This window comes from Streptomyces sp. NPDC001056, from assembly GCF_053598955.1.
The window spans coordinates 52064-75520 of the sequence record NZ_JBSFLI010000026.1 but is presented as its reverse complement, the minus strand read 5'-3'; the positions used below and the strand labels follow the sequence as shown (position 1 = coordinate 75520).

The following is a 23457-nucleotide window of genomic DNA, read 5'->3' as shown; positions in this document are numbered from 1 at the left end:
GGTACCGCGCGGGCGGCGCGAGTGGTGCGAAGTGGCCACACGAGGCGTGTGCCGTACCGTCAGCCGCCGACCGGGGTCGAACGCGAGGGCACCCCCACCGGGTTGCCGGGCGGCAGCAGACCCGACTCCTCCACCGCGCGGGCCAGCGGATCCAGCAAAGCGGCCAGCCGGGCGGTGCGGTCCGGGCCGAGGGCGGTCCAGGGGCTTTCGGCCGCCGCGTCGGTCAGCGCCTCGACCTCCGCGCGCACCGCCCTCCCGGCCCCGGTGAGCGAGCCGTCCTCGGCGAGCAGCCCGCGCTCCCGCAGCCGGGTCTTGGCCGCCGTCCACTCGCTCTGCTCCCACTTGCGCGTCTCGCGCAGGAACTGCTCGTCCGACTCCCCGGCGGCCGCCTTGAGCAGCATGGCCTCGGCCGGCCCGAGCCCCTGGCCGACCAGCACCGCCATATGGCCGTCGCCCCGGTGCTCGCGCAGGGTCGTCAGCGCCTGCCACAGCCGCGCCGCGGGCCGTTCCGGGCGTTCCAGCGCCTGGTTGGCCGCGGCCAGCACCCGGCCCGCGGTCTCCGCGGCCGCCGCGGCCCGCCAGGCGAGGTCGGCGGCCTCGGTGAACTCGGCGGAACCGGTGACCTCCGGTCCGAACAGCTCGGTCATCGCCGCGTCCATGGCGTCCTCGCGGGCCGCGAGCACCCGCGCCGGGGCGGCGCACCCCCAGGCGTCCGGCAGCGCCCTGGCCACGCGGGCGGGGTGGAAGACGTAGAAACAGCTCGTCACGACGGCGGGGGAGACCGCGCCGAGCGGGGCGGCCCGCAGCGCGAAGTAGCCCATCCAGAAGCCGTGCAGGCCGAGCGCCTCCGCCGCGCGGTGCGCCCGTGGTGCGAAGTACACCAGGTCGTGCACTGGTTCGTAGCGCTCCCACAGGGCCCGCGCCATCCCGTCCGCCACTGCCGCCTCCCACCGCCTCGGCCGTCGCCGGCCGTGTGCCGTCGTACCGTCCGGCACAAGACTGCGCTATGACCGCTGTCATAACAAGGGTGGGTGGCGAACGTCTCACCGGCGGCTCGGCGGCGGTCCGATTGGCCCGGACGAGGGGCGGCGGGCCGGGCGCACTGGGGCAGACGGGTGGGCCGGTGACACGGCTGGGCGGCCCGGATGGTGGGAGCCGCGAGCCTCGCTGACGGTGGTTCATGTCGAGACCGGGTCCATCCAGCTGATGAGGCGTCCGCTGCCCGGTCACGGCGGAAGGACAACACGATGCGTTCTGCCCGCACCCTCCTGGCCACGGCAGCCGCCGCGGCCGCCCTGGCCTTCGCCACGCCCGGCGCCGCGTTCGCGGTCCCGGCCGGGCACGACTCGGGCCGTGGCGACTCCTCGCACAGCAGTGACTCCGGCGGTGACCGCGACAAGGGCTCCGACCGGGACCAAGACAACGGCAGCGGAGGCGACAACGACCGCGGACACGACCGGCCCCGCGGCGGAATGCACACGGGTGGCGGAGCGCTCGCCACCGTCCTGCACTCCGACAGCGGCGGAGACATCCGGTTCGACCCCGAGTCCTACAAGGAGGACAAGGGGAGCGACGGCGGTGGCGGTGGCGGTGGCGGCGGTGGCCGGAGCAAGGGCGGTGACGACGGCGGCGACGACAGCGGTGGCGGCCGGAGCAAGGGCGGTGACGACGGCGGCGACGACTGGGGCGGCGGCTCGGACGGCGGCGGAGGCAAGCCGCGCGGCGGCATGCACACCGGCGGCGGCGCGCTCGCCGACCCCGGCGTCACCACGGGCGGCCTCGCGGTGCTCGGCGTGGGCGCGGCGGCCATGTACGCCCTGCGCCGCAAGAAGGCCGCGCAACCGGCGTCCTGACCGGGGCTACGGACGTCGTCGGCGCGGCAGTGCGCCGGCGGCGCGCGGCCCTCGCGGGGCGGGCGGGTGAGCGCCGGCGGCCTGTCGCCCGCGGGCCGGGTGCCGGCCTGCCGCGTGTCGCCGCGGCCGGCCTTTCCGTGCTTCGGGGGCTGGTGGTCCCGTACGGACCTCCGGCGCCACGAGGGCCGGTTGACGCGGCCTCGGGTCGCCCGCATCAGATTCCCGTCCTCCGGAGGCCGGTCCCCGCGCGCCGCACCCGTTCTCCGCGGGCCGGTCCCGGTGCGTGGGTTCCCCGCCCCTGGCCCCGTGCGCCGGTTCTCACGGGCTGCACGGCCGGACCCGCGCGCCGCTTCCCGTTCCTCCGCACCGGCCGCCCGGCCTCCGCCGGCCGGACCGAGTGAGCCGATCTCCCACGGGCCGGGATGCGCCCCCGATCCCGACCCGCCCCCGTCCCCTACTCCATCCCCGTGCTGCCGTGTCCGAGTGAGGTGGTCTTTGATGGCGGCGGATTCGTCCTCCTCGCAGTCCCCCGAACCGGAGCCGGACGTGGGAGGTGCCGGTCGTGGTGGGCGGCTGGTGCTCTGGGGGGTGGCGATCCTCTTTCTCACCGTCAGCGTGTTCGGCGGGCATCACGGGTCGTTCCCGGCGCCCCGGTCGACCCCGGCCTCCGGGGCCAGCTCCACCGGGCAGTCACCCGCGGGCGCCGCGCTGCCCCGGTCCGAGCCGACCCGGCTGGTCATCCCGAAGATCGGCGTCGACGCCCCCTTCACCCAGCTGACGCTCGACCCCTCGGGGCAACTCGACCCCCCGCCCGCGGCGAACACCAATCTCGTCGGCTGGTACGCGAAGGGCGCCGCACCCGGCGAGAAGGGCACCGCGATCATCGCCGGACACGTGGACACCAAGGTCTCCGCGGCCGTCTTCGTCAACCTCGACGACCTGGACACCGGCGACCGGTTCTCCGTGGAACGCGCCGACGGACGTACCGCGAACTTCGTGGTGGACAGCTCCGAGACGTTCGCCAAGGACGACTTCCCGAGCGACCGGGTCTACGCCGACGCCGCGCGCCCCGAGGTGCGGCTCATCACCTGCGCGGGCGACTACGACCGCACGGCGAAGGACTACACGGACAACCTGGTGGTCTTCGCCCACCTCGTGTGATCAGCCCCGCCCGGCCGCGAAGGCGCCGCCCGCGCCGAACGCCAGCTCCGCGAACCGCTCGCCGATCCTGCGGTGCGCGGCCGGGTCCGGGTGGAGGCCGTCGGGCAGCGGCAGTTCGGCGAAGTCGGCGTCGCCGTACAGCTCGCGGCCGTCGATGTGGAACAGCCGGTCGTCCCCGGCCGCCCGCTCGCGCACGACGCGCTCCAGCTCCGCCCGGATGACGCCGAGCGTGAGTTTCCCGGCCGCCGTCTCCGCCGGGTCCCCGGCGGCCCGGAAGGCGAGCCGCCCCTCGCTCAGCGCGCCGAGGTCCCAGGCGGTGGGGCCCGGTGTGTCCTCGTGCATCGGGCACAGGATCGGCGAGACGACGAGCAGCGGGGTGTCCGGGTGGCCCTCACGGATGGTGTCCAGGAAGCCGTGCACCGCGGGGCCGAAGGCGCGCAGCCGCATCAGGTCGCTGTTGACCACGTTGATGCCGAGCTTGACGCTGATCAGGTCGGCCGGGGTGTCGCGCAGCGCCCGCGCCGTGAACGGGTCGAGCAGCGCGCTGCCGCCGAGGCCCAGGTTGATCAGCTCCGCCCCGCCGAGGGACGCGGCGAGCGCCGGCCAGGTGGTGGTGGGGCTCGCTGCGTCGGAGCCGTGGCTGATCGAACTGCCGTGGTGCAGCCACACCTTGCGGCCCCGGTCCGCCACGGCCTCCACCGAGGCGTCGGTGCGCAGCGCCACCAGCTCCGTGGTCTCGTTGTGCGGCAGCCAGATCTCCACGTCCTTGGGTGTGTCCGGCAGCCCGGTGAACCGTACGGTGGCGACCGGGCCCGGTGTGTGCTCCGCGCCGCCCGTGGTCATGTCGATGGTGAGGGTGTGGCCGCCGGTCGCGGTGCCGCTGCCCGCCGGGCGTCCGTCGACCAGCAGGTCGTAGACACCGTCGGGGCGCGGGGGTGCGCCGACGTAGACCCGCTTGGTCGGCAGGGTGTCCAGCTCGACGGTGGTGGCGCGGGTGCGGAACACCAGCCGTACGCCCGCGGGCTGGGACTCGGCCAGGGCCAGCTGCGGGTCGGCGCACTGGGCGCGGGCACGGGCGGGCAGCCGGTGCGGGAGCAGCCCCCGCGCGGTGCGCTCAAGGTCGAGGGCGCCGCGTACGAGGTCGGCGGTGAGGGCGGTGGTGTGCATCATGTCGGCCTGTGTTTCGTGTGGAGAGGTCGGCTCAGCGGGCGGGCCAGTCGCGCAGCAGGGAGTCCAGGGCGTCCACGATCCGCGTCCAGGACTCGCGGGAGTCGGGGGCGCTGTGCGCGAATCCGCCGGCCGACTCCAGGCTGACGTAGCCGTGGAAGACGCTGCCCAGCAGGCGCACCGCGTGGGTCTGCTCGGGTTCGGGCAGGTCGTAGCCGCGCAGGATCGCCCGGGTCAGCTGGGCGTGCCGGGGGCCCGCGCTCGCGGCGGCCGTCTCGGGGGCCAGGGGGTACCGGGCGGCGGTGTAGCGGCCGGGGTGGGCGAGGGCGTAGTCGCGGTAGACGTCCGCGAAGGCGCCGAGCGCGTCCTTGCCGGCCCGCCCGGCGAGCGCCTCGGCGGCGCGGTCGGCCAGCTCCTCCAGGGCGAGCAGCGCGATCCGCGTCTTGAGGTCCTGGGAGTTCCGCAGGTGCGAGTACAGGCTCGCCACCTTGACGTCGAACCGCCGGGCCAGCGCCGACACCGTCACCTGCTCGAAGCCCACCTCGTCGGCCAGCTCCGCGCCCGCGCGGACCAGCCGCTCGGTGGTCAGACCGACACGCACCATCGGCTTCCTCCCTTTTGCCTTCGGTGATTATGCAGTTCCCTAAAACCTTTAGGCAAACTGGCAAACCGCTCAGCGGGCGGAGGACTCCGGTCCCTTCGGGGAACGCGAACGGCCGCCGACCGGAAACTCCGGTCGGCGGCCGCTGAGGCGCCGGGGCGGGGTGTGGCGAGGCCGGGCCCGTCAGACCGCCGTCGCCGGGTACGTCGGGTACTCCACGCCGGACACGTGCTGCACGACCCGGACGACCTGGCACGAGTAGCCGAACTCGTTGTCGTACCAGAGGTAGAGGATCGCGTTGTCGCCGTCGACCTTCAGCGCGCCGGCGTCCACGATCGAGGCGTGGCGCGAGCCGATGAAGTCGCTGGAGACCGCGTCGGGCGCCGTGGTGAAGTCGATCTGGCGCTTGAGCGGCGAGGTCAGCGAGACGTCGCGCAGGTAGTCGTGCACCTCCTCGCGCGTGGCCTCGCGGGCCAGCTGGAGGTTGAGGATCGCGATCGAGACGTCCGGCACGGGGACGCGGATCGAGCTGCCGGAGATCTTCGCCTTGAGGTCGGGCAGCGCCTTCGCCACGGCGGAGGCGGCACCGGTCTCGGTGATCACCATGTTCAGCGGCGCGGACCGGCCGCGGCGCTCGGCCTTGTGGTAGTTGTCCAGCAGGTTCTGGTCGTTGGTGAACGAGTGGACCGTCTCCACGTGGCCGCGCAGCACGCCGTACTCGTCGTCCATGGCCTTCAGCGGCGGGACGATCGCGTTGGTGGTGCAGGAGGCACAGGACAGGATCTGCTCGTCCGGCTTGATCGTGTCGTGGTTGACGCCGTGCACGATGTTCGGGACGTCGCCCTTGCCGGGCGCGGTCAGCACGACCTTCTCGATGCCGGGGCGCAGGTGCTTGGACAGGCCCTCGCGGTCGCGCCACTTGCCGGTGTTGTCGATGAGGATGGCGTCGCGGATGCCGTACTCGGTGTAGTCCACGTGCGACGGGTCGTCGGCGTAGATCACCTTGATGGCGTTGCCGTTGGCGACGATGGTGCTGTTGTCCTCGTCCACCGTGATGGTGCCCTGGAACTGGCCGTGGATCGAGTCGCGCCGCAGCAGCGAGGCGCGCTTGACGATGTCCTGGGCGCCGCCGCCGCGCACCACGATGGCCCGCAGCCGCAGACCGTTGCCGGAGCCGGACTTCTCGATCAGCAGGCGGGCCACGAGCCGGCCGATGCGGCCGAAGCCGTACAGCACGACGTCGCGCGGCTCGCGCCGGTCGATCTTGTTGGCGCCGGTGGCGCCGGCGACCGCCTCGGCGGTGAACTCCTCGACGCTCAGGCCGCGCTCGTCGGCCTGGTAGAGGGTGGCGAGCATGCCCAGGTCGATCTGGGAGGGGCCGAGGTCCAGGGCGGTCAGGGCCTTCAGGAAGGGCATCGTCTCGGTGACGGACAGCTCCTCGCCGGCGATCTGCCGGGCGAAGCGGTGCGTCTTGAGGATGCTGACCACCGACTTGTTCACCAGGGAGCGGCTGTGCAGCAGGACGGTCACGTCCCGCTCGCGGTGCAGCTTCCCGATGAGCGGGATCATCGACTCCGCGATCTCCTCGCGGTTCTTCCAGTTGGTGAACGAGTCGTCGTTGACAGTCACAGGTCCATCTTTCGAGCTAGGCAGCGCTCATATGATAACCACACCCTACGCGGGCTCATCAGGGGGTCCGCAGGGGGGTGCCCGAAGACGCGTTCGGCCTGCCGGAGTAAAGGACGTGCACCCATTTCTTGTGTAATTCCTGATTCAGGGTGGAAGTGTGTAAGAAACCCGAGTCGTGGTTTGCGCGTCTTACCCGGCGTGCCCAAGGTCGACTGCGTGAGCACCTCCTCCGTTCCCCGGCCCGAGCCGGCCGCCCCGTCCCGCCCCGTCGGCCCCTTCGGCCTGCCCCGGATCGTCCGGCGCGGGGTCCCCGAGGGGGCGGTGCCGGCCCTCGCCCTGTTCGCGGCCGTCCGGCTCGCCGGGGTCCTCGCGGTGATCGTGACCAACGCCCTGCGCGGGCGCCCGCTCCTCAGGACGCTCGCCCACTCCTGGGACTCCGGCTGGTACCTGCACATCGCCGCCCAGGGCTACGGCCACAAGATGTGGATCACCCCGCAGGGCGCCGTCCAGACCGACTGGGCGTTCTTCCCTCTCTATCCGGCGCTCATCCGAGCGCTCACCACCGTCCTGCCGTTCACCCCGGGCCAGGCGGCGCTGCTGATCGCCTGGCTCGCGGCGGGCGTGGCCGCGTACGGCGTCTACGCCATCGGACACCTGCTCTACGGCCGGGGTGTCGCCACCGCGCTGGTCGGCCTGTGGGCGGTCATGCCGCACGCCGTCGAACTGACCATCGCCTACACCGAGTCGCTGTTCGCCGCGCTCGCCGTCTGGTCCCTGTACTGCGTCCTCAAGGGCCGCTGGCCGGCGGCCGGGGCGCTGGCCGCGCTCGCGGGCCTGGCCCGGCCCAGCGGGTTCGCGGTGGCCGGTGCGGTCGCCCTCGCGGCCGCGTACGAGGCGTGGCGCAGACGGGGCCGGGTCCCGCTGGGCCTGTGGGCGGGCGCCGTGCTCGCCCCGCTGGGCTTCCTCGGCTATGTCCTCTGGGTGGGCACCCAGGTCGGCGACCTGTTCGGCGGCTACTTCCAGGTGCAGAGCGCCTGGGGTTCCCGCTACGACTTCGGCGTGGGCGCGGCCCTGTTCGTCAAGGCGCTGCTGCTGCACGGAGGCGGTGTCGTCTACACGGTCGCGCTGCTGGTCGTGGCCGCCGGGGTGCTGCTGTTCGCGTTGCTGTGCCTGGACCGGGCCCCGCTGGTCCTGGTCGTCTTCGCCGGGGTGCTGATCCTGCTCGTGGTCGGCGGCTCGGGCTCCTTCTCCTCCAAACCGCGCTTCCTGCTGCCCGCCTTCCCCCTGCTCATCCCCATGGCGCGGGCCCTCGCCCGGACCTGGCGGGTGCGACCGGTCCAGGCGGTCCTCGTCTACGGCGCCCTCACCCTCGTGTCGCTGTTCTTCGGCGCGTATGTGACGGCCGTGGCCCACTCCCCGCTGTGAGCGCGGATTCGGTGAGTGGTGCGTAAGAAGACGATCGGGGCGCACACCCCGTGCGAAGGCCGGGAAACGGGGTAGTCGAGGGGACGCCCGAGGAAAGGACCGTCATGACGACCTACCTGATCAGCGTCCCCGGCACCTTCACCGAGGGGGTCCGCGCGGACACCCGGACCCGGCTGACCCGGGCGCTGCGCCCCGCCGACCCGCACGGCACCCGGATGGGCAGCAGCGAGGACCTCGACGTGCTCAACGTCAACGACGACAACACGTTCACCCTCCGCCTGACCGTCGAGGCCGACACCGGCCCGCACGCCGAGGAGGAGGCCCGCAGGCTCGCGGACTCCGCGCTGCGCGGCGCGGGCCTGGACGAGCGCAGCGCCCCGCTGGGGCCCGCGGTGATCACCGGCATCGACTCCGAGGCGGGCTGAGGCGGCCCCGCCGGGCAGCGCCGAGTTCGGGCGATCTAGGTAAAATCTAGGTGTTCGCTACTCATTCAGGCAGCTCTGTCAGCTCTGTCAGCTCTGTTCTTCGGAGGCGGCCGTCCCGAGGGCACCTCCCGCCGGAAGTGAACCGATGCCCCGCAAGCGCTCCACCGACGACGGCGACGAACTACTGGCCAGGCTCGGTTCGCTCACCGCCCAGGCGCGCGAGCGCGCGGAACTCCAGCGCACACAGGTCGAACTGGCCATCGCCCTGCAACGCGGCATGCTGCCCCGGGACCTGCCCGCCGCCCCCGGACTGCACCTGGCGGTCCGCTACGCGCCCGCCTGCCACGGCCTCAACGTGGGCGGCGACTGGTACGACGCCTTTCCGCTGCCCGACGGGCGGATCGGGCTCGCCATCGGGGACGTCCAGGGGCACAACATCGAGGCCGCCGCCTTCATGGGCCAGGTCCGGGCCGGACTGCGCGCCCTCGCCTTCGCCACCGGGGAGCCCGGCGAACTGCTCGCCCGCACCAACGACCTGCTGGTCTCCCTCGGCAGCGACCTCTTCGCCACCTGCACCTTCATGCGCCTCGACCCGGCCACCGGCGAGCTGGAGAGCGCCCGCGCCGGTCACATCCCCTTCGTGTGGGCCACGGCGGACGGCAAGTCCGGCGTCGTCGACGACGAGGGCGGCCCGCCGCTCGGCATCCAACGGGGCATCGAGTACCCGGTCACCCGGCACCGGCTGACCACCGGCGGCGTGTTCGTGCTGCTTACGGACGGCGTGGTGGAGGGCCCCTCGCTGGACGTCGAGGACGGCCTGGAGCAGGTCGTACACCTCGCGGGCATAGCCGCGGTCGCGGGCCTGGAAAGCCAGGCGCTGGCCGCGGCCGTGATCAAGGGCGCGGAGAACGTCGGACACGAGGACGACGCGGCGGTACTGGTCGTGAGCCTCGACAGACCGGGAGCAGGGCCGTAACCCCGAACGGGACCACGGCGGCCGGCCGGGCCGTGCCGTCGCGCTCCTGGCCTCCCTCGTGGCCCGGGCCCCGCTCGCAGCCGCGGCTCCCGCACCCGCCCCTCGTCCGCCGCGCCCTCAGCCCCCGTCGTCGACGTGGCCCCGGCCCCGGAATGCCGGCCGCGGGGCGGCCTCGCCTCGCCGAGGCGGGCCGGGCGGTGTGAGATGGCTGCTGTGGTGGGTATCGCGGAACTGCGCCTGCGCCGGCCGGGCGGCTACGTCGTCCAGGTGCTGGCCGTCGCGGCCCTCTACTACGCCTTCGGACGGCTCGGCCTGCTGCGCGAGCTGTCCGTGGAGAACGCCGTCTTCACCCCGATCTACCCGCCGACCGGTCTCTCCGTCGCCGCCCTGCTGATCCTCGGCATCGGCTGCTGGCCCGGCATCACCCTCGGCGCACTCGGCGTCATCGTGACCATCTCGCCCCCGGGCCCCGACCTGATCGGCATCCTGTTCGGCAACACCGCCGCCCCCGTGTGCGCGGCGATCCTGCTGAACTGGGCCCGCTTCCGCATGGACCTCAGCCGGTTCCGGGACGGCGTCGCCCTGGTGTTCCTGGGCGCGCTGGCCGCCATGACGATCAGCGCGACCGTCGGCGTCGGCATGCTCGTGCTCACGGACAAGCTGGCCGCGCACGCCTTCTGGACGGTGTGGCTCGCCTGGTGGGTCGGGGACGCGATGGGCGTCCTGCTCGTCACCCCGCTGCTGCTGTCGCTGCGCGGAATCCACCGGCCGCTGTCCCTGCGCCGGTGGAAGGAGGCGACCGCGCTCACCGTCATCGCCTGCGTGCTCGTCCCCGTGGCCGCCTACAGTTCGATCAGCCTGCTCTTCCTGGTCTATCCGCTGATCATCTGGGCGGCCCTGCGCTTCGAACTGGCGGGCGCCGTGCTCTGCGCGCTGTTCACGTCCGTGATGGCCACCATCGCCGCCACGGACGGGAGCGGCTCCTTCCAGGGGCTGAGCCCGATCGAGATCATGACCAAGCTCCAGGCGTTCAACGGGACCATGGCGCTCACCGCGCTCCTGATGTCGGCCCTGATCACCGAGCAGCGCAACACCCGCCGCTCGGTGGAACAGGCCTGCCAGGAACTGGCGGAGGTCCTCGAACACCTGACCACCGGCGATGTCCCGGTGCCCCGGCCGCAGGCGGACCCCGACGAGAGGGGCGGCCGTGACGACACCGGTGGCCGCTCATGGCCCACCCAGTGAGGTGTACCGGCCGGTCAGTGGTGCCGGTGCGGTTCTTCGCCGCCGCCCCGCTTCTCGGAGCCCCTGTTCCTGGCGCTGCGCTCGGCGATGTCGCGAGGTGTGGGGGTCGGCGTCGGCGAGTTGCCGGACGACTCGGCGGCGCGTCGGCGCTCCGTCTCGTGCCGGCGGTTCGCGGTCCGTTGGTCCTGTCGGCCCTGACGCTGGTCGTCGCGTTCGTTCATACGACGCCGGGTACCCCCACCCCCGGCCGCCGCAACGTCCCCGGCGTGTCGAACGGCCGACCCGGGGCACTGGGAGACGATGGACGGACCCCGCCAGGGGCGGCGCGGGCCGACCGGAGGGACAGGGTGGCATGGAACAGCGGGTGACCCCGCGTCCGGCGGACGCGGGGAGCGGTGCGGTGGGTGCGGAACGCATGGCGGCTGGTGCTACGACCGGTACGGCACCCCCCGGCGGGACGAACCCGCACGCGCCCGACGCCCGCCGCCGTATCCCCCGTACCGACGCACTCCTGCGCGACCCCCGGTTGGCCGAAGCCGTGGACCGGCTCGGGGCCGGGGTCGTCAAAGGGGCCGTCCGGGAGGCCCAGCAGCGGGCCAGGGACGGGAAGGTCGCCCCCGAGCGCGTGCCGCAGACCGTCCTGGACCTGCTCCCCGGCACCGCGAGCGGCCTGCGCCCGGTGATCAACGCCACCGGGGTGCTGCTCCACACCAACCTCGGCCGGGCCCCGCTCTCGGACGCCGCCCGGCAGGCCGTGGCGGAGGCCGCGGGGCCCACGGACGTCGAACTCGACCTGACCACGGGCGTACGAGCCCGCCGGGGCCGGTCCGCCCTCGCCGCCCTGCGCGCGCGGGTGCCCGCCGCCGGCGACGTCCATGTCGTCAACAACGGCGCCGCCGCCCTCGTCCTGGCGGCCACCGCGCTCGCGGGCGGCCGGGAGATCGTCCTCAGCCGGGGTGAGATGGTGGAGATCGGCGACGGCTTCCGGCTGCCCGACCTGCTGGTCTCCACCGGCGCGCGGCTGCGCGAGGTGGGCACGACGAACCGTACGACCGTCGCCGACTACGCCGAGGCGATCGGCCCCGACACCGGGTTCGTGCTCAAGGTGCACCCGTCCAACTTCCGCATCACCGGCTTCACCCGTGCGGCGGAGGCCGGCGAACTCGCGGGGCTGGGCGTCCCGGTCGTCGTGGACATCGGCTCCGGACTGCTCGCCCCGCACCCGGGCCTGCCCGAGGAACCCGACGCCGACACCCAGCTGCGTGCGGGCGCCGCCCTCGTCACCGCGAGCGGCGACAAGCTGCTCGGCGGCCCCCAGTGCGGGCTGCTGCTCGGCGACCGGGACCTCGTGCGCGCCCTCGCCCGGCATCCGCTGGCCCGCGCCCTGCGCGTGGACAAGCTGACCCTGGCGGCCCTGGAGGCCACCCTCGCCGGACCGCCCACTCCCATCGCGCGGGCCCTGACCGCCGACCCGGCCGGGCTGCGGGCCCGCGCGGACCGGCTCGCCGCCGAGCTGGGCGCCCACGGGATCGACGTACGCGCCGTCGACTGCACCGCCACGGTCGGCGGGGGAGGGGCACCCGGGGTCGGACTGCCCAGCGCGGCGCTCTCCCTGCCCGAGCCGTACGCCGCCGCGCTGCGCACCGGCCGGATCGCGGTCGTCGGGCGCCTGGAGGCCGGCCGCTGTCTGCTGGACCTGCGCGCGGTGCCGCCGGAGGACGACGAGCGGCTCGGGCAGGCCGTGCGCTCGGTGCGCACGAGCGACGGTCCGGCCACGGGGAAGGAGCGGGTGTGATGCGCGTCCTCGCCACCGCCGGCCATGTCGACCACGGGAAGTCCGCCCTGGTCCGGGCGCTCACCGGCATGGAGCCCGACCGGTACGAGGAGGAGCGCCGCCGGGGGCTCACCCTCGACCTGGGTTTCGTGTGGACGTGGCTCGACGCGCTCGGCGACCACCTCGCCTTCGTGGACGTGCCCGGCCACGAACGCTTCGTGCCGACCATGCTCGCCGGGGTCGGACCCGTGCCCGCCGTGCTGTTCGTGGTCGCCGCCGACCAGGGCTGGCAGCCCCAGTCGCAGGAGCATCTGGCCGTCCTCGACGCGCTCGGCGTCCGGCACGCCGTCCTCGCGGTGACCCGCGGCGACCTCGCCGACCCCGAACCGGTGCGCGCGGACGCCGTCGAGCGGCTGGCGGACACCTCCCTCGGCAAGGTGGCCTCGGTCGCCGTGAGCGCCGTGACCGGCACGGGACTCGACGAACTGCGCGCCGCGGTCGCCCGGACGGCGGCGGAGCTGCCCGCCCCCGACCCGGCCGCCGACGTACGGCTGTGGCTGGACCGGGCGTTCACCGTGCGCGGCCACGGCACCGTGGTGACCGGCACGCTCGGCGCGGGCACCCTGCGCGTCGGCGACCGGCTGGTGACCGGGGACGGCTCGGCGGTGCTGCGGGTGCGCGGGCTGCAGAGCCTGCACGAGGACCGGGAGTCCGTCAGCGGGGTGGCCCGCGTCGCGGTCAACGTGCACGGGCAGGGCGACACGGGCCTGCGCCGGGGGCAGGTGCTGCTGACCCCGGAGTGCTGGCGGGAGACCGAGGTGATCGACGTCAGGGTGAACGGCGAACCGGTGGCCGACCTGCCCCGCCGGGTCACCCTGCACATCGGCACCGCCGCCGTCCCGGTGACCGTCCGTCCGCTCGGCACCGACACCGCCCGGCTCACCCTCGCCCGCCCGCTGCCCCTGCGGATCGGCGACCGCGCGGTCCTGCGCGAACCGGGCGGCACCCGGACACCCCGAGGGGCCACCGTCCTCGACGTACGGCCACCCCGCCTGACCCGGCGCGGCGCGGGCCGGGCGCGCGCGGCCGAACTCGCCGCCCTGACCGGCCGCCCCGACGGAGCCGCCGAACTGCGCCGCCGCAAGCTCGTCCGCCGCGCCGACCTCACGGCCATGGGCGTCCCGGCCCCCGCCGATCCCGTCGCGGGCGACTGGCTGGCCGACGCGGCGTACTGGCACGAACTGCGCGACCGGCTGGTCACGGAGGTCGCACGGCACGCCCGCGCCCACCCGCTGGAGCCCGGTCTGCCCACCGAGGCCGCCCGCCGGCTGCTCGGCCTCCCCGACCGCGCCCTCGTCGACGCGCTGGCCGAGGCGTGCCCCCGACTGCGCAGCGGACAGGGCCGGTTGTACGCGTCGGGCGACTCCCGCCCCGAACTCCCCCCGTCCGTGGACGCCGTACGCCGGGATCTGGCCCGAGCCCCGTTCCGCGCGCCCGAGGCAGGACGACTCGCCGCACTGGGCCTCGACCACCGGACGCTGGCCGCCGCCGTGAGCGCCGGTGCCCTGCTGCGCATCGCCGACGGCATCGTGCTGCTGCCCGGCGCGGACGCCGAGGCCGCCGCCGTCCTCGCCACCCTGCCCCAGCCCTTCACCCTCAGCGAGGCCCGCCGTGCCCTGGACACCACGCGCCGGGTGGCCGTACCCCTGCTGGAGTTCCTGGACGCCCGCGGCCGCACGGAACGCGTGGACGACCGGCGCAGACGCTGCCGACCCGGGCCGGGGAACGGGGGCGCCGGGCGATCGCGTCGCCCGGACACCGCACGCGGGGACGAGTAGGGACGGTTCCCGCACAGGCTTGCGCCGAGGGGGACGTGCCCGGCCGGCGTTTGGCCGGGACGCCCGCCGGTACCGGCAGGGAGCGGAGGCGGACAGGAATCGAACCTGCCTGCCCGAGATCCTCGGGCACCTCGGTTTTGAAGACCGGGAGGGCCACCAGGCACCCACACGCCTCCACCGCTCGTCAGGCTAGTGCCCCAGGAGACCACGATGACACCGACCCGCCAAGCGACGACCGTCCGACTCACGCAGTTCGCCCACGGCGGCGGCTGTGCCTGCAAGATCCCACCCGGTGAGCTGGAGGAGGTGGTCAGCGGGCTGACCGTGCCCCAGCTCGCCGGGGGTGACACCCCGCTGCTGGTCGGCCTCGCCACCGGCGACGACGCGGCCGTCGTCACCCTGCCCGGACAGCCCGGTACGGCCATGGTGTGCACGGCCGACTTCTTCACCCCGGTGGTGGACGACGCCTACGACTGGGGGCGCATCGCCGCCGCCAACGCGCTGTCCGACGTGTACGCCATGGGCGGCCGGCCGGTGCTCGCCGTCAACCTGCTGGCCTGGCCGCGCGACCGGCTCCCCTTCGAGCTGGCCCGCGAGGTGCTGCGCGGCGGCCTCGACATCGCCACCCAGGCCGGCTGCCACGTCGGCGGCGGCCACAGCGTCGACGACCCGGAACCCAAGTACGGCATGGCCGTCACCGGCGTCGCCGACCCCGAGCGGCTGCTGCGCAACGACACCGGCCGGCCGGGAACGCCGCTGTCCCTGACCAAGCCGCTTGGCCTCGGCGTGCTGAACAACCGGCACAAGGTCACCGGCGAGCGCTTCGAACAGGCCGTCGCCACCATGACGGCCCTCAACCGCGAGGCGTCCGAGGCCGCGCTGGCCGCCGGAGCCACCTGCGCCACCGACATCACCGGATTCGGCCTCCTCGGCCATCTGCACAAGCTGGCCAAGGCCTCCGGGGTGACCGCCGTGCTCGACACCGCCGCCGTGCCCTACCTGGACGGCGCCCGCGAGGCCGTACGGGACGGCTACGTCAGCGGCGGCACCCGGCGCAACCTCGAATGGGTCGCCCCCTACACGGAGTTCGGCACCACCGACGCCGACACCCGGCTGCTGCTGGCCGACGCCCAGACCTCCGGCGGGCTGCTGGTCGCCGGCGAGGTGCCGGGAGCGCCGGTGGTGGGGGAGCTGGTGCCGTACGACTCCCACACCATCGTGCTCGAATGAAGCCCCCAGGGGCTCAGGGCTCCGTGCCCGTGTGCTCGTCGACACCCGCCCGCGCCCGGTAGCCCCGCACCAGCTCGACCGCCGCCGGGCCGCGCGGCCTGCGACCCGGCCGGATGTCCACCGCGATCGCCTTGGCCTCCTGGATATGGGTGTTGGGATCCAGGGACAGATGCAGCAGCTCGTTGGCCGCGTCGCCGGTGGTGTAGCCGTTGGGGCCCCAGTGGTAGGGCAGACCCACCTGGTGCAGCCGGCGGCCGTGCACGGTCAGCGGGGCCATCCGGTCGGTGACCAGCACCCGCGCCTCGATCACCCCGCGGGCGCTGACGATCGTCGCCCACCCGGTGTGCTCCAGGCCCCGCTCGCCGGCCAGCTCCGGGGAGACCTCGCAGAAGAACTCCGGTTGCAGCTCGGCCAGATACGGCTGCCAGCGGGACATCCCGCCCGCCGTGTGGTGCTCGGTGAGCCGGTAGGTGGTCGCCACGTACGGGAACACCTGCGCGCCGCGCTCGTCGCCGCTCGGCTGGTAGCGGTTGTCGGGCATCGAGGGCATCAACTGCCGTACGGGGTTGCGCTGCTGGTCGTAGAGCAGGTTCGGGAACGGCGAGTCCTGCGGCTCGTAGTGCGCGGGCAGCGGGCCGTCCGTGAGCCCGGACGGCACGTACAGCCACGCCTTGCCGTCGGCCTGCATGACGAACGGGTCGCGGCCGGACAGCGCCGCGGGCCCGGTCGCGTCCTCGGCCGGCTCGTAGTCCGGCGCCTTGTCCTTCGTGAAGTCGGGGACGTCGTGCCCCGCCCACTCGCCCTTGTCCGCGTCCCACCAGACGAGCGCCTTCCGCTCGCTCCACGGCCTGCCGTCGGGGTCGGCGGAGGCGCGGTTGTACAGGACGCGGCGGTTCGCGGGCCACGCCCACGCCCACTCGGCGGCCACCCAGTCCTGCTCCCGGCCCGGCTTGCGCCGCGCGGCCTGGTTGACGCCGTCGGCGCGCACCCCGCAGTAGATCCAGCAGCCGCAGGAGGTGGAGCCGTCGGGCTTCAGCTGCTCGTACGAGGACAGCGGGGCGCCCTGTGCGTCATGGCCGTTGATCTCGGCGAGCACCGCCTCCGCGTCCGGCTCGGTCAGCGGGCCCTTCGTCGGATAGTCCCAGGCGAGGTCCAGCACCGGCCGGTCCATCTCGTCGGCCGACCCGGCCAGCTTCTCCCGGATGATCCGCCCCAGGTGGAAGGCGAACCACAGATCGCTGCGTGCCTCGCCGGGCGGCTCGACCGCCTGGTGGTGCCACTGGAGCAGCCGCTGGGTGTTGGTGAAGCTGCCGTCCTTCTCGGTGTGCGCGGCGGCCGGCAGGAAGAACACCTCGGTGCGGATGTCCTCGGTGCGCAGCTCCCCGGTCTCGATCTCCGGGCCGTCCTTCCACCACGTCGCCGACTCGATCAGCGAGAAGTCGCGCACCACCAGCCAGTCCAGGTTCGCCATGCCGAGCCGCATCAGCTTGGTGTTGGCGTTGCCCACCGCGGGGTTCTCACCGAACAGGAAGTAGCCCTTGCAGGTGCCCTCCAGCTGGGCCATCGTCGTCTCGTACGTCGAGTGCGAACCGGTCAGCCGCGGCAGGTAGTCGAAGCAGAAGTCGTTCTCCTCCGTCGCCGCGTCGCCCCAGTAGGCCTTGAGCAGGCTCACCAGGTACGAGCGCATGTTGCCCCAGTAGCCCTTGTGCGCCGCCTCCGCCTCCACGAAGGCGGCCAGGTCCTGGTTCTGGTGCGCGTGCGGCATCGGGATGTAGCCCGGCAGCAGGTTGAACAGGGTCGGGATGTCCGTCGAGCCCTGGATGGAGGAGTGCCCGCGCAGCGCCAGGATGCCGCCGCCCGGCCGGCCGATGTTGCCGAGCAGCAGTTGCAGGATGCAGGCCGTGCGGATGTACTGCACGCCCACCGTGTGCTGCGTCCAGCCCACCGCGTAGGCGAAGGCCGTCGTGCGCTCCCGCCCGGAGTTCTCCGTGACCAGCTCGCACACCTGCCGGAACAGGTCCTGCGGCACGCCGCACACCTGCTCCACCATCTCCGGTGTGTAGCGGGCGAAGTGCCGCTTGAGCACCTGGAAGACACAGCGCGGATGGGTCAGCGTCTCGTCCCGCTCCGGCTCGCCCTCGCCGATCACCGCACCGCCGGCGCCGTGCGCCTCGCCGCGTGCCGCCTCGGCCACCGAACTGCCGTCCCGGGTGCGCTCGTCGTACTCCAGGTCGCGCTCGCCGGAGGCCGCCTGCACCTCCGAACCCTCGTACTGCCAGCTGGCGTTGTCGTAGGAGCGGGTCTCGCTGTTCAGACCGGAGAAGACGCCGGACAGGTCCTCGGTGTCACAGAAGTCCTCGCGCAGGATCATCGACGCGTTGGTGTACGCCACGACGTAGTCGCGGAAGTACTTCTCCTGCTCCAGCACGTAGTTGACGATCGCGCCGAGGAACGCGATGTCCGAGCCCGCGCGCAGCGGCACGTGCAGGTCGGCGAGCGCGCTGGTGCGGGTGAACCGCGGGTCGACGTGGATCACCTTCGCGCCCCGCGCCTTGGCCTCCATCACCCACTGGAACCCGACGGGATGGCACTCGGCCATGTTCGAGCCCTCGATGACGATGCAGTCCGCGTTCTGCAGGTCCTGCTGGAAGGTGGTCGCGCCGCCGCGTCCGAACGAGGTTCCCAGACTGGGAACGGTGGAGGAGTGTCAAACGCGCGCCTGGTTCTCGATCTGGATCGCGCCGAGGGCCGTGAACAACTTCTTGATCAGGTAGTTCTCCTCGTTGTCCAGCGTGGCCCCGCCGAGGCTCGCGATGCCCACGGTGCGCCGGGTGCGGGTCTGGTCGACCTCCCACTCCCAGCCCGCCCGGCGGGTCGCGATCACCCGGTCCGCGATCATGTCCATCGCGGTGTCGAGGTCGAGGCGCTCCCACTCGGTGGCGCCCGGGCGCCGGTAGAGCACCTGGTGCTCGCGGGCGTCGCCGGTGGTCAGCTGGAGGCTCGCCGAGCCCTTGGGGCACAGCCGGCCGCGGGAGACGGGGGAGTCGGGGTCGCCCTCGATCTGGGTGACCTTCTCGTCCTGGACGTACACGTTCTGGCCGCAGCCCACCGCGCAGTACGGGCAGACGGACTTGACCACCCGGTCGGCCGAGGCCACGCGGGGGGTGAGCCGTTCGCTGCGGCCGCTCTTCGCGGCGGCGCCCCGGCCCAGCGGGTCCGTCCCGGTGAGCTGGCGGTAGACCGGCCAGGAGTCGATCCAGGTGCGTACGCCCATGGCCACTCCTCCCAGTCGTCGTCCCGATTCTCCCGCGGCGATGCCGCCGCGGCATCTTGTGCGACGCCGGGGTACCCGGGCCGGCCGGGGGCAAACGGCTGCGGCGGGCATGCCCCGCCCGGACCGGCCAGGCCGTGATCGTCGGCATGCCGCTTTTCGGCGTCACGGCGGCGGCCCTCACGTGGTCCTGGGCCGACCGCGAGGAACGCGAGGCGCGTGCCCGTACGAGCCCTGCGCGGCCGGGTCCCGGCCGCTCGCCCTGACGAACGGCGCCGCCGACACCACCCGCGCCGTCCTCGACCGCGCCGTCCCGACCGACCTGTTCGAGGCCCCTCCGGAGGTGACCGCGACCTCGTCGCCCGAGCCGGTGCGGAAGCTCAACTCCCGCGCCGCGTAAGCCTCTCCCGTTGCGGTACCACCGTGTACCGCGGGTCCTCCGCCGAGGCCACCCCCGCGTGGAAGACGCCGAAGCGCAGGGCCGCCGAGCCGGTGAGCAGGGCGGCGCCGGCCGCCATCGCCACACGGTGGTCGCGGAGGCGGCCGGAGAGGAGGGCCAGGCCGGTTCCGGCGACGGTCAGGGCCTCGGAGGCGCGGAGCAGGACGCGGGGCCTGCCCTGGTCGAACGGCTCGGCCGGGAGTCCCATGCCGCGTTTCATCAACCGGAAGGCGCCCAGCTCCAGCGCCGCGCCGAGCAGGGCCGTCCGACGGGCCGGGCCCGCCTGCGCGGTCGGGGCGGCGACCAGGGCCAGGCCGGAAGCGGCGGTCGCGGCAGAGCCCGCGAAGACGAAGGGGAGCTGCCGGTAGCCCTCGTGCCAGGAGGGGACCGCCGTGTCCGAGAGCAGGACCGCGGTGTAGGTGGCCACGGCGGGGCCGAGCACGGCCGCGGCCACCGTCGCGACCGAGCCCGCCAGCCGGTACCGGCCCGTCACTTCGGCGGCCGCGGCGGCCAGGGTCAGCGGCGCGTAGCCCACGAGGATCCAGGAGCCCACGCTCATCGGCGAGGTCGGCTTGAACACCCGCAGCATGTTCAGGAACCGGGTCGGGCGGCCCAGGTCGTGCACCAGCGCGGCGAGGGAGAGGGAGATGGCGCCGGCCGCTGCCAGCTTCGCCGGGGCCGCGAGCCCCGGCCGGCCCGTCAGCTGGCCGCCCGCCGCCAGCAGCGAGGAGGCCCCCGCCAGGCCGCCGAGATACAGGTACCCGGCGATGTCCAGCGCCTTCCACGTCGGCTTGTTCAGCACGGGTTTGCCGTAGTACGACGAGAACGACGCGTCCGGCACCATCGGCTGCTCGCCCCGACCGCGCCGCCGCCTGCGCCGCCCCGCGTACGTCCCGGTCGGCGCCTCCCGGCCGGGCCGTCGGCCCCCGGCACCGCCCCGGGTGTCGTCCGGTCCGCTCATCACGCCCTCCTCGAACGACCGGCGAACCCGCCCACCGCGAGCCCCACCAGGGTCACCGCCGCCAGCGCCGCGTGCCGCCACATGTCCGGCAGATCCCGGGTGGTGACCACCGGGTCCGGGGGCAGTCCGTAGACCTCGGGCTCGTCCAGCAGCAGGAAGAACGCGCCGTCGCCGCCGACCCCGTCCTCCGGGTTCTCGCCGTACAGCCGCGCGTCCGTGACCCCGGCCGCGTGCAGCTGCGCCACCCGGCCCCGCGCCCGCTCGCGCAGCTCGTCCAGCGGCCCGAACTGGATCGAGTCCGTCGGGCACGCCTTGGCACAGGCGGGCTCCATGCCGACGCCCAGCCGGTCGTAGCACAGCGTGCACTTCCACACCCGGCCGTCGTCCTCGCGCTGGTCGATGACGCCGTAGGGGCAGGCGGGCACGCAGTACCCGCAGCCGTTGCAGACGTCCTCCTGCACGACGACCGTCCCGAACTCGGTGCGGAACAGCGCGCCCGTGGGGCACACGTCCAGACAGGCCGCGTGGGTGCAGTGCTTGCACACGTCCGAGGCCATCAGCCAGCGCAGCTCGGTGCGGCCGTCGGGGGAGAGCGGGGAGATCCGGCCGGCCGGTGCCCCCTCGGGGGCGTCCCCGGGCGGGGGAGCGGTGGCGCCGGGACCCGGGGAGGCTGCGTCGGCGCCGAGCCGGGCCGCGGCCGCGAAGACGTCCGTGTCCTCGTGGGAGACGCCGGGCTCCTGCCCGCCGAACGGCTTGCGCTGCTCGACGAAGGCCACATGGCGCCAGGTGTCGGCACCCAGGCCCTGCGTGTTGTCGTAGGACATGCCGGTCAGTTCGAGGCCGTCCTCCGGTACCGCGTTCCACTCCTTGCAGGCCACCTCGCAGGCCTTGCAGCCGATGCACACCGAGGTGTCGGTGAAGAACCCCATCCGCGGCGGGGCGTCCGGATAACCGGCCGGGCCGGCCACGTCGGGCTGGGGGCCGTACCACTGGTTCCCGTGGACGTCACGGCCGTCGCTCATGGCATGCCTCCTCGCTCACGGCTCCAGCGGGAACGGCCAGTGGCCCGGGAACGACTCGCGCGGGAACTCCTTGCCCGCGGCGGAGACCGGCAGGCGCTGGTCGAGCGCCCGCACCGGACGCCCGCCGCGTCCGGCGCGCGGGGACGACCGCCGCTGTTCCGACACCGCCACTGCGCCCTCCGCCGGTGCTGGGCCGTTCACTCTCGGTGCTCCCCTTCGAGCGTGGCACGGGTGCCCGCACTCCGCGCGTCCGAAACGGACCCCGGCCGCCGCGCGGGTGCCGTTTGCGGACTGGGGGCCGAGCATGAGGAGGGCACCCGCGTCGGTGAGCGCCGCCCGCACGGCCCGGTTCAGGGCAGCGGGGATCGCGGGTCCCGTCGTACTCCGGCATGTCCTGGAGGCCACGACACCGAGGGGCCGGCCGGTGACGGCCCGGAGCCCGAGCAGCGGCCGTGTCCTATGCCGTCGCCGTCATGTTCGCGTGGGCCCGCCTCGCCGGGCTGCCCGCGGTGCGCTGCGTCCTGCTGGAGTTCGTGGTGGGCGGGGCCCGCCGGACCGGGCGGCCGCCGCCGTCTCAGTCGCCGTGGCGTGCGGCGGCGCGTTCGGTCACGAGCGGCACCGTGGCGGTGACCCGCTTGCCCTCGGGCAGGACCGTCACCTCCAGGTTCCGCGAGAGCATCGTCACCAGGTGCAGCCCATGGCCGCCGACGCGCCCGGGATCGGGCGGGCGGGAGCGCGGCGGGTCGGTGGAGGTGTCCGTCACGCAGATGCGCAGCGCGTGGGCGCCGGGCCCCAGCTCCAGGCTGAGGGCGCACGGGCCGGGCGCGTGTTTCTCCGCGTTGGTGACCAGTTCGCTCACGACGAGCTGCGCGTCCTGCACCGAGCGCCGTGCCGGCGCCGGGTGCGCCGAGGCGAGCAGGGCGGCGACGGCGTCGCGCGCGTCGGCGCTGCTGCACATGCCGGTGTCCCAGGTGCGGTCGTAGCGCGAGTCGCGTGTCCTCGCATGCGTCCTCATCGGGATGTCCATACTCGTCGCCCTTTTCCCTCCGGGTTCGGGGTCGCTTCCCGCGAGCGTGGGAACGTGCCGTCCTTGCCCGGATACCCGCTGGTCCGTCGATCAAGGGGACGTGCGCCGGGAATCCTCCGGTTGCACACGGACCCCTGATGGGGACGGGCGCCGGACGTGACAACGGGTCCCGGGAACCCGCTCGGGCGGATTCCCCGGGACCCGCTGCGACCGGTCGTCCGGATCAGCGCCAGGGCCGACGGCGGGCCTCAGTGCTTGAAGGTGTCCTTGGCCTTCTCCTTGGCCTGCCGGGCGTCTCCGCGCGCGCCTTCCATGCGGCCCTCGGCCTCCATGCGCTCATTGCCGACGGCGCGGCCCACGGCCTCCTTCGCCTTGCCCTTGGCCTGCTCCGCCTTGCCCTTCGCCTTCTGGTTGCCAGCCATCGGAGTCTCCCATCCCAACGTCTCGTGATGTCCGTTCGCCATTCGGTTTGCCACTGCGACGCTCCTCAAACCGATGACCCGTCCTCGGTTGTCCGGGCCGGCACTGCCGCGGGCCCCCGGGGTTCACCGCTCGCGGCGCCGACGTACGGCATGGCGGGCCACGAGCACGAGGGCCAGGACCGCGAGGGCCACGAGGAAGTAGATCTCGTAGCGCTTGACGTCGGCGTAGACCTTGTCGATGTGGCTGCCCGCCAGATAGGCGAGGGTGGTCCACAGGCCCACCCACAGGGCCGCGCCGAGGGCGTTGAAGGCGAGGAAGCGGCGCCAGTGCATGCCCGAGGTGCCCGCGACGATGCCGTTGGCCTGGCGCAGGCCCTCGATGAACCGGGCCACGGTCACGATCACGCCGCCGTGCCGGGCGAAGAACTGCTCCGCGGCCGCGAACCGTTTCGGCGTCAGGAAGACGTACCGCCCCCAGCGGTGCACGAAGGCGCGCCCGCCGAAGTGGCCGATCAGACAGCCGATGTTGTCCCCGACCACGGCCGCGGCGAACGCGATGAGCGCCACCTTCACGATGTCCAGCTCACCCGCGCCCGCGTACACCCCGGCCGCGAGCAGGATCGTCTCGCCGGGAGCCGGGATGCCGAAGTCCTCGACGAGGATCACGGCGCCCACGGCCCAGTAGCCGTAGTGGCCGAGCAGCGGCGCCAGATGGGCCAGCGGTCCCGGAAGCGGAGGGGCGGCCATGCCTCAACGGTACGGGCCCTCAGAGCAGCGGGCCCCGGGCGGCGCCGGGGTCCCGCTGGCAGCCGGGGCACAGCTCGTGTTCACCGTCGCGGGTGACGACCGTCCCCCAGCCGAGGCAGCGCTCGCAGTCGCGGGCGCGGCTCAGGTCCGGGTGGGGCGGCGGGACGTGGCTGGGTCGGGCTGCGTGCACCATGCGGTGAGCGGCTCCTTGCGGTCGTAGGGGATACGTATGAGGGTCCGAGTT

22 protein-coding genes and 1 tRNA gene are annotated in these 23457 nt (G+C 73.9%); 9 read left to right on the top strand and 14 right to left on the bottom strand.

Features of this window, described 5'->3' with window-relative positions; genetic code table 11:
- Positions 1-59: 59 nt before the first annotated feature.
- Entirely contained in the window at positions 60-938 is an 879-nt protein-coding gene (locus ACWDD7_RS27120; protein WP_351877144.1) for an SCO6745 family protein, read from the bottom strand.
- 309 nt (positions 939-1247) lie between these two features.
- Here ACWDD7_RS27120 and ACWDD7_RS27115 point away from each other — a divergent pair, with 309 nt between their 5' ends.
- On the top strand, positions 1248-1853 hold the full coding sequence (locus ACWDD7_RS27115) for a hypothetical protein (RefSeq protein ID WP_450459331.1): 606 nt from the start codon (positions 1248-1250) through the stop codon (positions 1851-1853).
- 498 nt (positions 1854-2351) lie between these two features.
- Positions 2352-3014, top strand: a complete 663-nt coding sequence (locus tag ACWDD7_RS27110; RefSeq protein WP_450459330.1) for a class F sortase — start codon at positions 2352-2354, stop codon at positions 3012-3014.
- Here the strand turns inward: ACWDD7_RS27110 and ACWDD7_RS27105 are convergent, their stop codons facing one another.
- From ACWDD7_RS27105 to ACWDD7_RS27095, 3 genes are all read right to left on the bottom strand, one after another.
- Positions 3015-4181 (bottom strand): GDSL-type esterase/lipase family protein, encoded by a 1167-nt coding sequence (locus ACWDD7_RS27105; RefSeq protein ID WP_450459366.1) that lies wholly within the window; start codon positions 4179-4181, stop codon positions 3015-3017.
- A gap of 34 nt (positions 4182-4215) precedes the next feature.
- The gene (locus ACWDD7_RS27100) at positions 4216-4785 is read right to left on the bottom strand and encodes a TetR/AcrR family transcriptional regulator (protein WP_450459329.1); all 570 of its coding nucleotides are present in this window, start codon (positions 4783-4785) and stop codon (positions 4216-4218) included.
- A 180-nt stretch (positions 4786-4965) separates the two neighbouring features.
- Complete coding sequence (locus ACWDD7_RS27095) at positions 4966-6411, bottom strand: glyceraldehyde-3-phosphate dehydrogenase (RefSeq protein ID WP_450459328.1); 1446 nt, start codon at positions 6409-6411, stop codon at positions 4966-4968.
- Between the two features lie 216 nt (positions 6412-6627).
- On the opposite strand from ACWDD7_RS27095, the gene ACWDD7_RS27090 reads away from it, so the two are divergent.
- From ACWDD7_RS27090 to ACWDD7_RS27075, 4 genes are all read left to right on the top strand, one after another.
- A complete protein-coding gene (locus tag ACWDD7_RS27090) occupies positions 6628-7836 on the top strand; it encodes a hypothetical protein (protein ID WP_450459327.1) in 1209 nt (402 codons plus the stop codon).
- Between the two features lie 104 nt (positions 7837-7940).
- Positions 7941-8261 (top strand): hypothetical protein, encoded by a 321-nt coding sequence (locus ACWDD7_RS27085; protein ID WP_351880831.1) that lies wholly within the window; start codon positions 7941-7943, stop codon positions 8259-8261.
- A gap of 145 nt (positions 8262-8406) precedes the next feature.
- Positions 8407-9237: a PP2C family protein-serine/threonine phosphatase gene (locus tag ACWDD7_RS27080; RefSeq protein WP_351880828.1), complete on the top strand. Its 831-nt coding sequence runs from the start codon at positions 8407-8409 to the stop codon at positions 9235-9237.
- A 204-nt stretch (positions 9238-9441) separates the two neighbouring features.
- Positions 9442-10482, top strand: a complete 1041-nt coding sequence (locus ACWDD7_RS27075) for an MASE1 domain-containing protein (protein ID WP_450459326.1) — start codon at positions 9442-9444, stop codon at positions 10480-10482.
- A gap of 14 nt (positions 10483-10496) precedes the next feature.
- Here ACWDD7_RS27075 and ACWDD7_RS27070 read toward each other — a convergent pair whose 3' ends face one another.
- Positions 10497-10703: a hypothetical protein gene (locus tag ACWDD7_RS27070; RefSeq protein ID WP_351880822.1), complete on the bottom strand. Its 207-nt coding sequence runs from the start codon at positions 10701-10703 to the stop codon at positions 10497-10499.
- A gap of 194 nt (positions 10704-10897) precedes the next feature.
- Here ACWDD7_RS27070 and selA point away from each other — a divergent pair, with 194 nt between their 5' ends.
- Entirely contained in the window at positions 10898-12277 is a 1380-nt protein-coding gene (gene selA, locus ACWDD7_RS27065) for an L-seryl-tRNA(Sec) selenium transferase (RefSeq protein ID WP_450459325.1), read from the top strand.
- Positions 12277-14094 (top strand): SelB domain-containing protein, encoded by a 1818-nt coding sequence (locus ACWDD7_RS27060; RefSeq protein ID WP_450459324.1) that lies wholly within the window; start codon positions 12277-12279, stop codon positions 14092-14094. Before selA ends, ACWDD7_RS27060 begins: the two co-directional genes overlap by 1 nt.
- Positions 14095-14177: 83 nt before the next feature.
- Here the strand turns inward: ACWDD7_RS27060 and ACWDD7_RS27055 are convergent.
- Positions 14178-14270 (bottom strand) — tRNA-Sec (locus ACWDD7_RS27055).
- Positions 14271-14304: 34 nt separating this feature from the next.
- Between ACWDD7_RS27055 and selD the strand changes: the two genes are divergently transcribed.
- Complete coding sequence (selD, locus tag ACWDD7_RS27050; RefSeq protein WP_351878072.1) at positions 14305-15324, top strand: selenide, water dikinase SelD; 1020 nt, start codon at positions 14305-14307, stop codon at positions 15322-15324.
- A 13-nt stretch (positions 15325-15337) separates the two neighbouring features.
- On the opposite strand, the gene fdh is transcribed toward selD, so the two are convergent.
- The 8 genes from fdh to ACWDD7_RS27010 form a co-directional block, all read right to left on the bottom strand.
- A complete protein-coding gene (fdh, locus tag ACWDD7_RS27045) occupies positions 15338-18598 on the bottom strand; it encodes a formate dehydrogenase (RefSeq protein WP_450459323.1) in 3261 nt (1086 codons plus the stop codon).
- Between the two features lie 377 nt (positions 18599-18975).
- Positions 18976-19995, bottom strand: a complete 1020-nt coding sequence (gene nrfD, locus ACWDD7_RS27040; protein ID WP_450459322.1) for an NrfD/PsrC family molybdoenzyme membrane anchor subunit — start codon at positions 19993-19995, stop codon at positions 18976-18978.
- Positions 19995-21017, bottom strand: a complete 1023-nt coding sequence (locus tag ACWDD7_RS27035; protein WP_450459321.1) for a 4Fe-4S dicluster domain-containing protein — start codon at positions 21015-21017, stop codon at positions 19995-19997. The genes nrfD and ACWDD7_RS27035 overlap by 1 nt, the downstream gene beginning before the upstream one ends.
- A gap of 15 nt (positions 21018-21032) precedes the next feature.
- Positions 21033-21188 carry a hypothetical protein gene (locus ACWDD7_RS27030; protein ID WP_351878063.1) on the bottom strand — a complete coding sequence of 52 codons (156 nt, stop codon included), beginning with the start codon at positions 21186-21188 and terminating at the stop codon, positions 21033-21035.
- Between the two features lie 403 nt (positions 21189-21591).
- Entirely contained in the window at positions 21592-22032 is a 441-nt protein-coding gene (locus tag ACWDD7_RS27025) for an ATP-binding protein (protein WP_351878061.1), read from the bottom strand.
- A 260-nt stretch (positions 22033-22292) separates the two neighbouring features.
- Complete coding sequence (locus ACWDD7_RS27020; RefSeq protein ID WP_392214171.1) at positions 22293-22466, bottom strand: CsbD family protein; 174 nt, start codon at positions 22464-22466, stop codon at positions 22293-22295.
- 123 nt (positions 22467-22589) lie between these two features.
- Positions 22590-23213, bottom strand: coding sequence for a DedA family protein (locus tag ACWDD7_RS27015; protein ID WP_450459320.1), 624 nt, complete (start codon positions 23211-23213; stop codon positions 22590-22592).
- Between the two features lie 19 nt (positions 23214-23232).
- Positions 23233-23406, bottom strand: coding sequence for a hypothetical protein (locus tag ACWDD7_RS27010; RefSeq protein ID WP_351878055.1), 174 nt, complete (start codon positions 23404-23406; stop codon positions 23233-23235).
- Positions 23407-23457: the final 51 nt, after the last annotated feature.

What these genes read in the sequence shown, in the direction of transcription:
- ACWDD7_RS27115 (WP_450459331.1), top strand. Translation starts at nt 1,248, where the DNA reads ATGCGTTCTGCCCGCACCCTCCTGGCCACGGCAGCCGCCGCGGCCGCC.
- ACWDD7_RS27110 (WP_450459330.1), top strand. Translation starts at nt 2,352, where the DNA reads ATGGCGGCGGATTCGTCCTCCTCGCAGTCCCCCGAACCGGAGCCGGAC.
- ACWDD7_RS27105 (WP_450459366.1), bottom strand. Translation starts at nt 4,181, where the DNA reads ATGCACACCACCGCCCTCACCGCCGACCTCGTACGCGGCGCCCTCGAC.
- ACWDD7_RS27100 (WP_450459329.1), bottom strand. Translation starts at nt 4,785, where the DNA reads ATGGTGCGTGTCGGTCTGACCACCGAGCGGCTGGTCCGCGCGGGCGCG.
- ACWDD7_RS27085 (WP_351880831.1), top strand. Translation starts at nt 7,941, where the DNA reads ATGACGACCTACCTGATCAGCGTCCCCGGCACCTTCACCGAGGGGGTC.
- ACWDD7_RS27080 (WP_351880828.1), top strand. Translation starts at nt 8,407, where the DNA reads ATGCCCCGCAAGCGCTCCACCGACGACGGCGACGAACTACTGGCCAGG.
- ACWDD7_RS27075 (WP_450459326.1), top strand. Translation starts at nt 9,442, where the DNA reads ATGGCTGCTGTGGTGGGTATCGCGGAACTGCGCCTGCGCCGGCCGGGC.
- ACWDD7_RS27070 (WP_351880822.1), bottom strand. Translation starts at nt 10,703, where the DNA reads ATGAACGAACGCGACGACCAGCGTCAGGGCCGACAGGACCAACGGACC.
- selA (WP_450459325.1), top strand. Translation starts at nt 10,898, where the DNA reads ATGGCGGCTGGTGCTACGACCGGTACGGCACCCCCCGGCGGGACGAAC.
- ACWDD7_RS27060 (WP_450459324.1), top strand. Translation starts at nt 12,277, where the DNA reads ATGCGCGTCCTCGCCACCGCCGGCCATGTCGACCACGGGAAGTCCGCC.
- selD (WP_351878072.1), top strand. Translation starts at nt 14,305, where the DNA reads ATGACACCGACCCGCCAAGCGACGACCGTCCGACTCACGCAGTTCGCC.
- nrfD (WP_450459322.1), bottom strand. Translation starts at nt 19,995, where the DNA reads ATGAGCGGACCGGACGACACCCGGGGCGGTGCCGGGGGCCGACGGCCC.
- ACWDD7_RS27035 (WP_450459321.1), bottom strand. Translation starts at nt 21,017, where the DNA reads ATGAGCGACGGCCGTGACGTCCACGGGAACCAGTGGTACGGCCCCCAG.
- ACWDD7_RS27025 (WP_351878061.1), bottom strand. Translation starts at nt 22,032, where the DNA reads ATGAGGACGCATGCGAGGACACGCGACTCGCGCTACGACCGCACCTGG.
- ACWDD7_RS27020 (WP_392214171.1), bottom strand. Translation starts at nt 22,466, where the DNA reads ATGGCTGGCAACCAGAAGGCGAAGGGCAAGGCGGAGCAGGCCAAGGGC.
- ACWDD7_RS27015 (WP_450459320.1), bottom strand. Translation starts at nt 23,213, where the DNA reads ATGGCCGCCCCTCCGCTTCCGGGACCGCTGGCCCATCTGGCGCCGCTG.
- ACWDD7_RS27010 (WP_351878055.1), bottom strand. Translation starts at nt 23,406, where the DNA reads ATGGTGCACGCAGCCCGACCCAGCCACGTCCCGCCGCCCCACCCGGAC.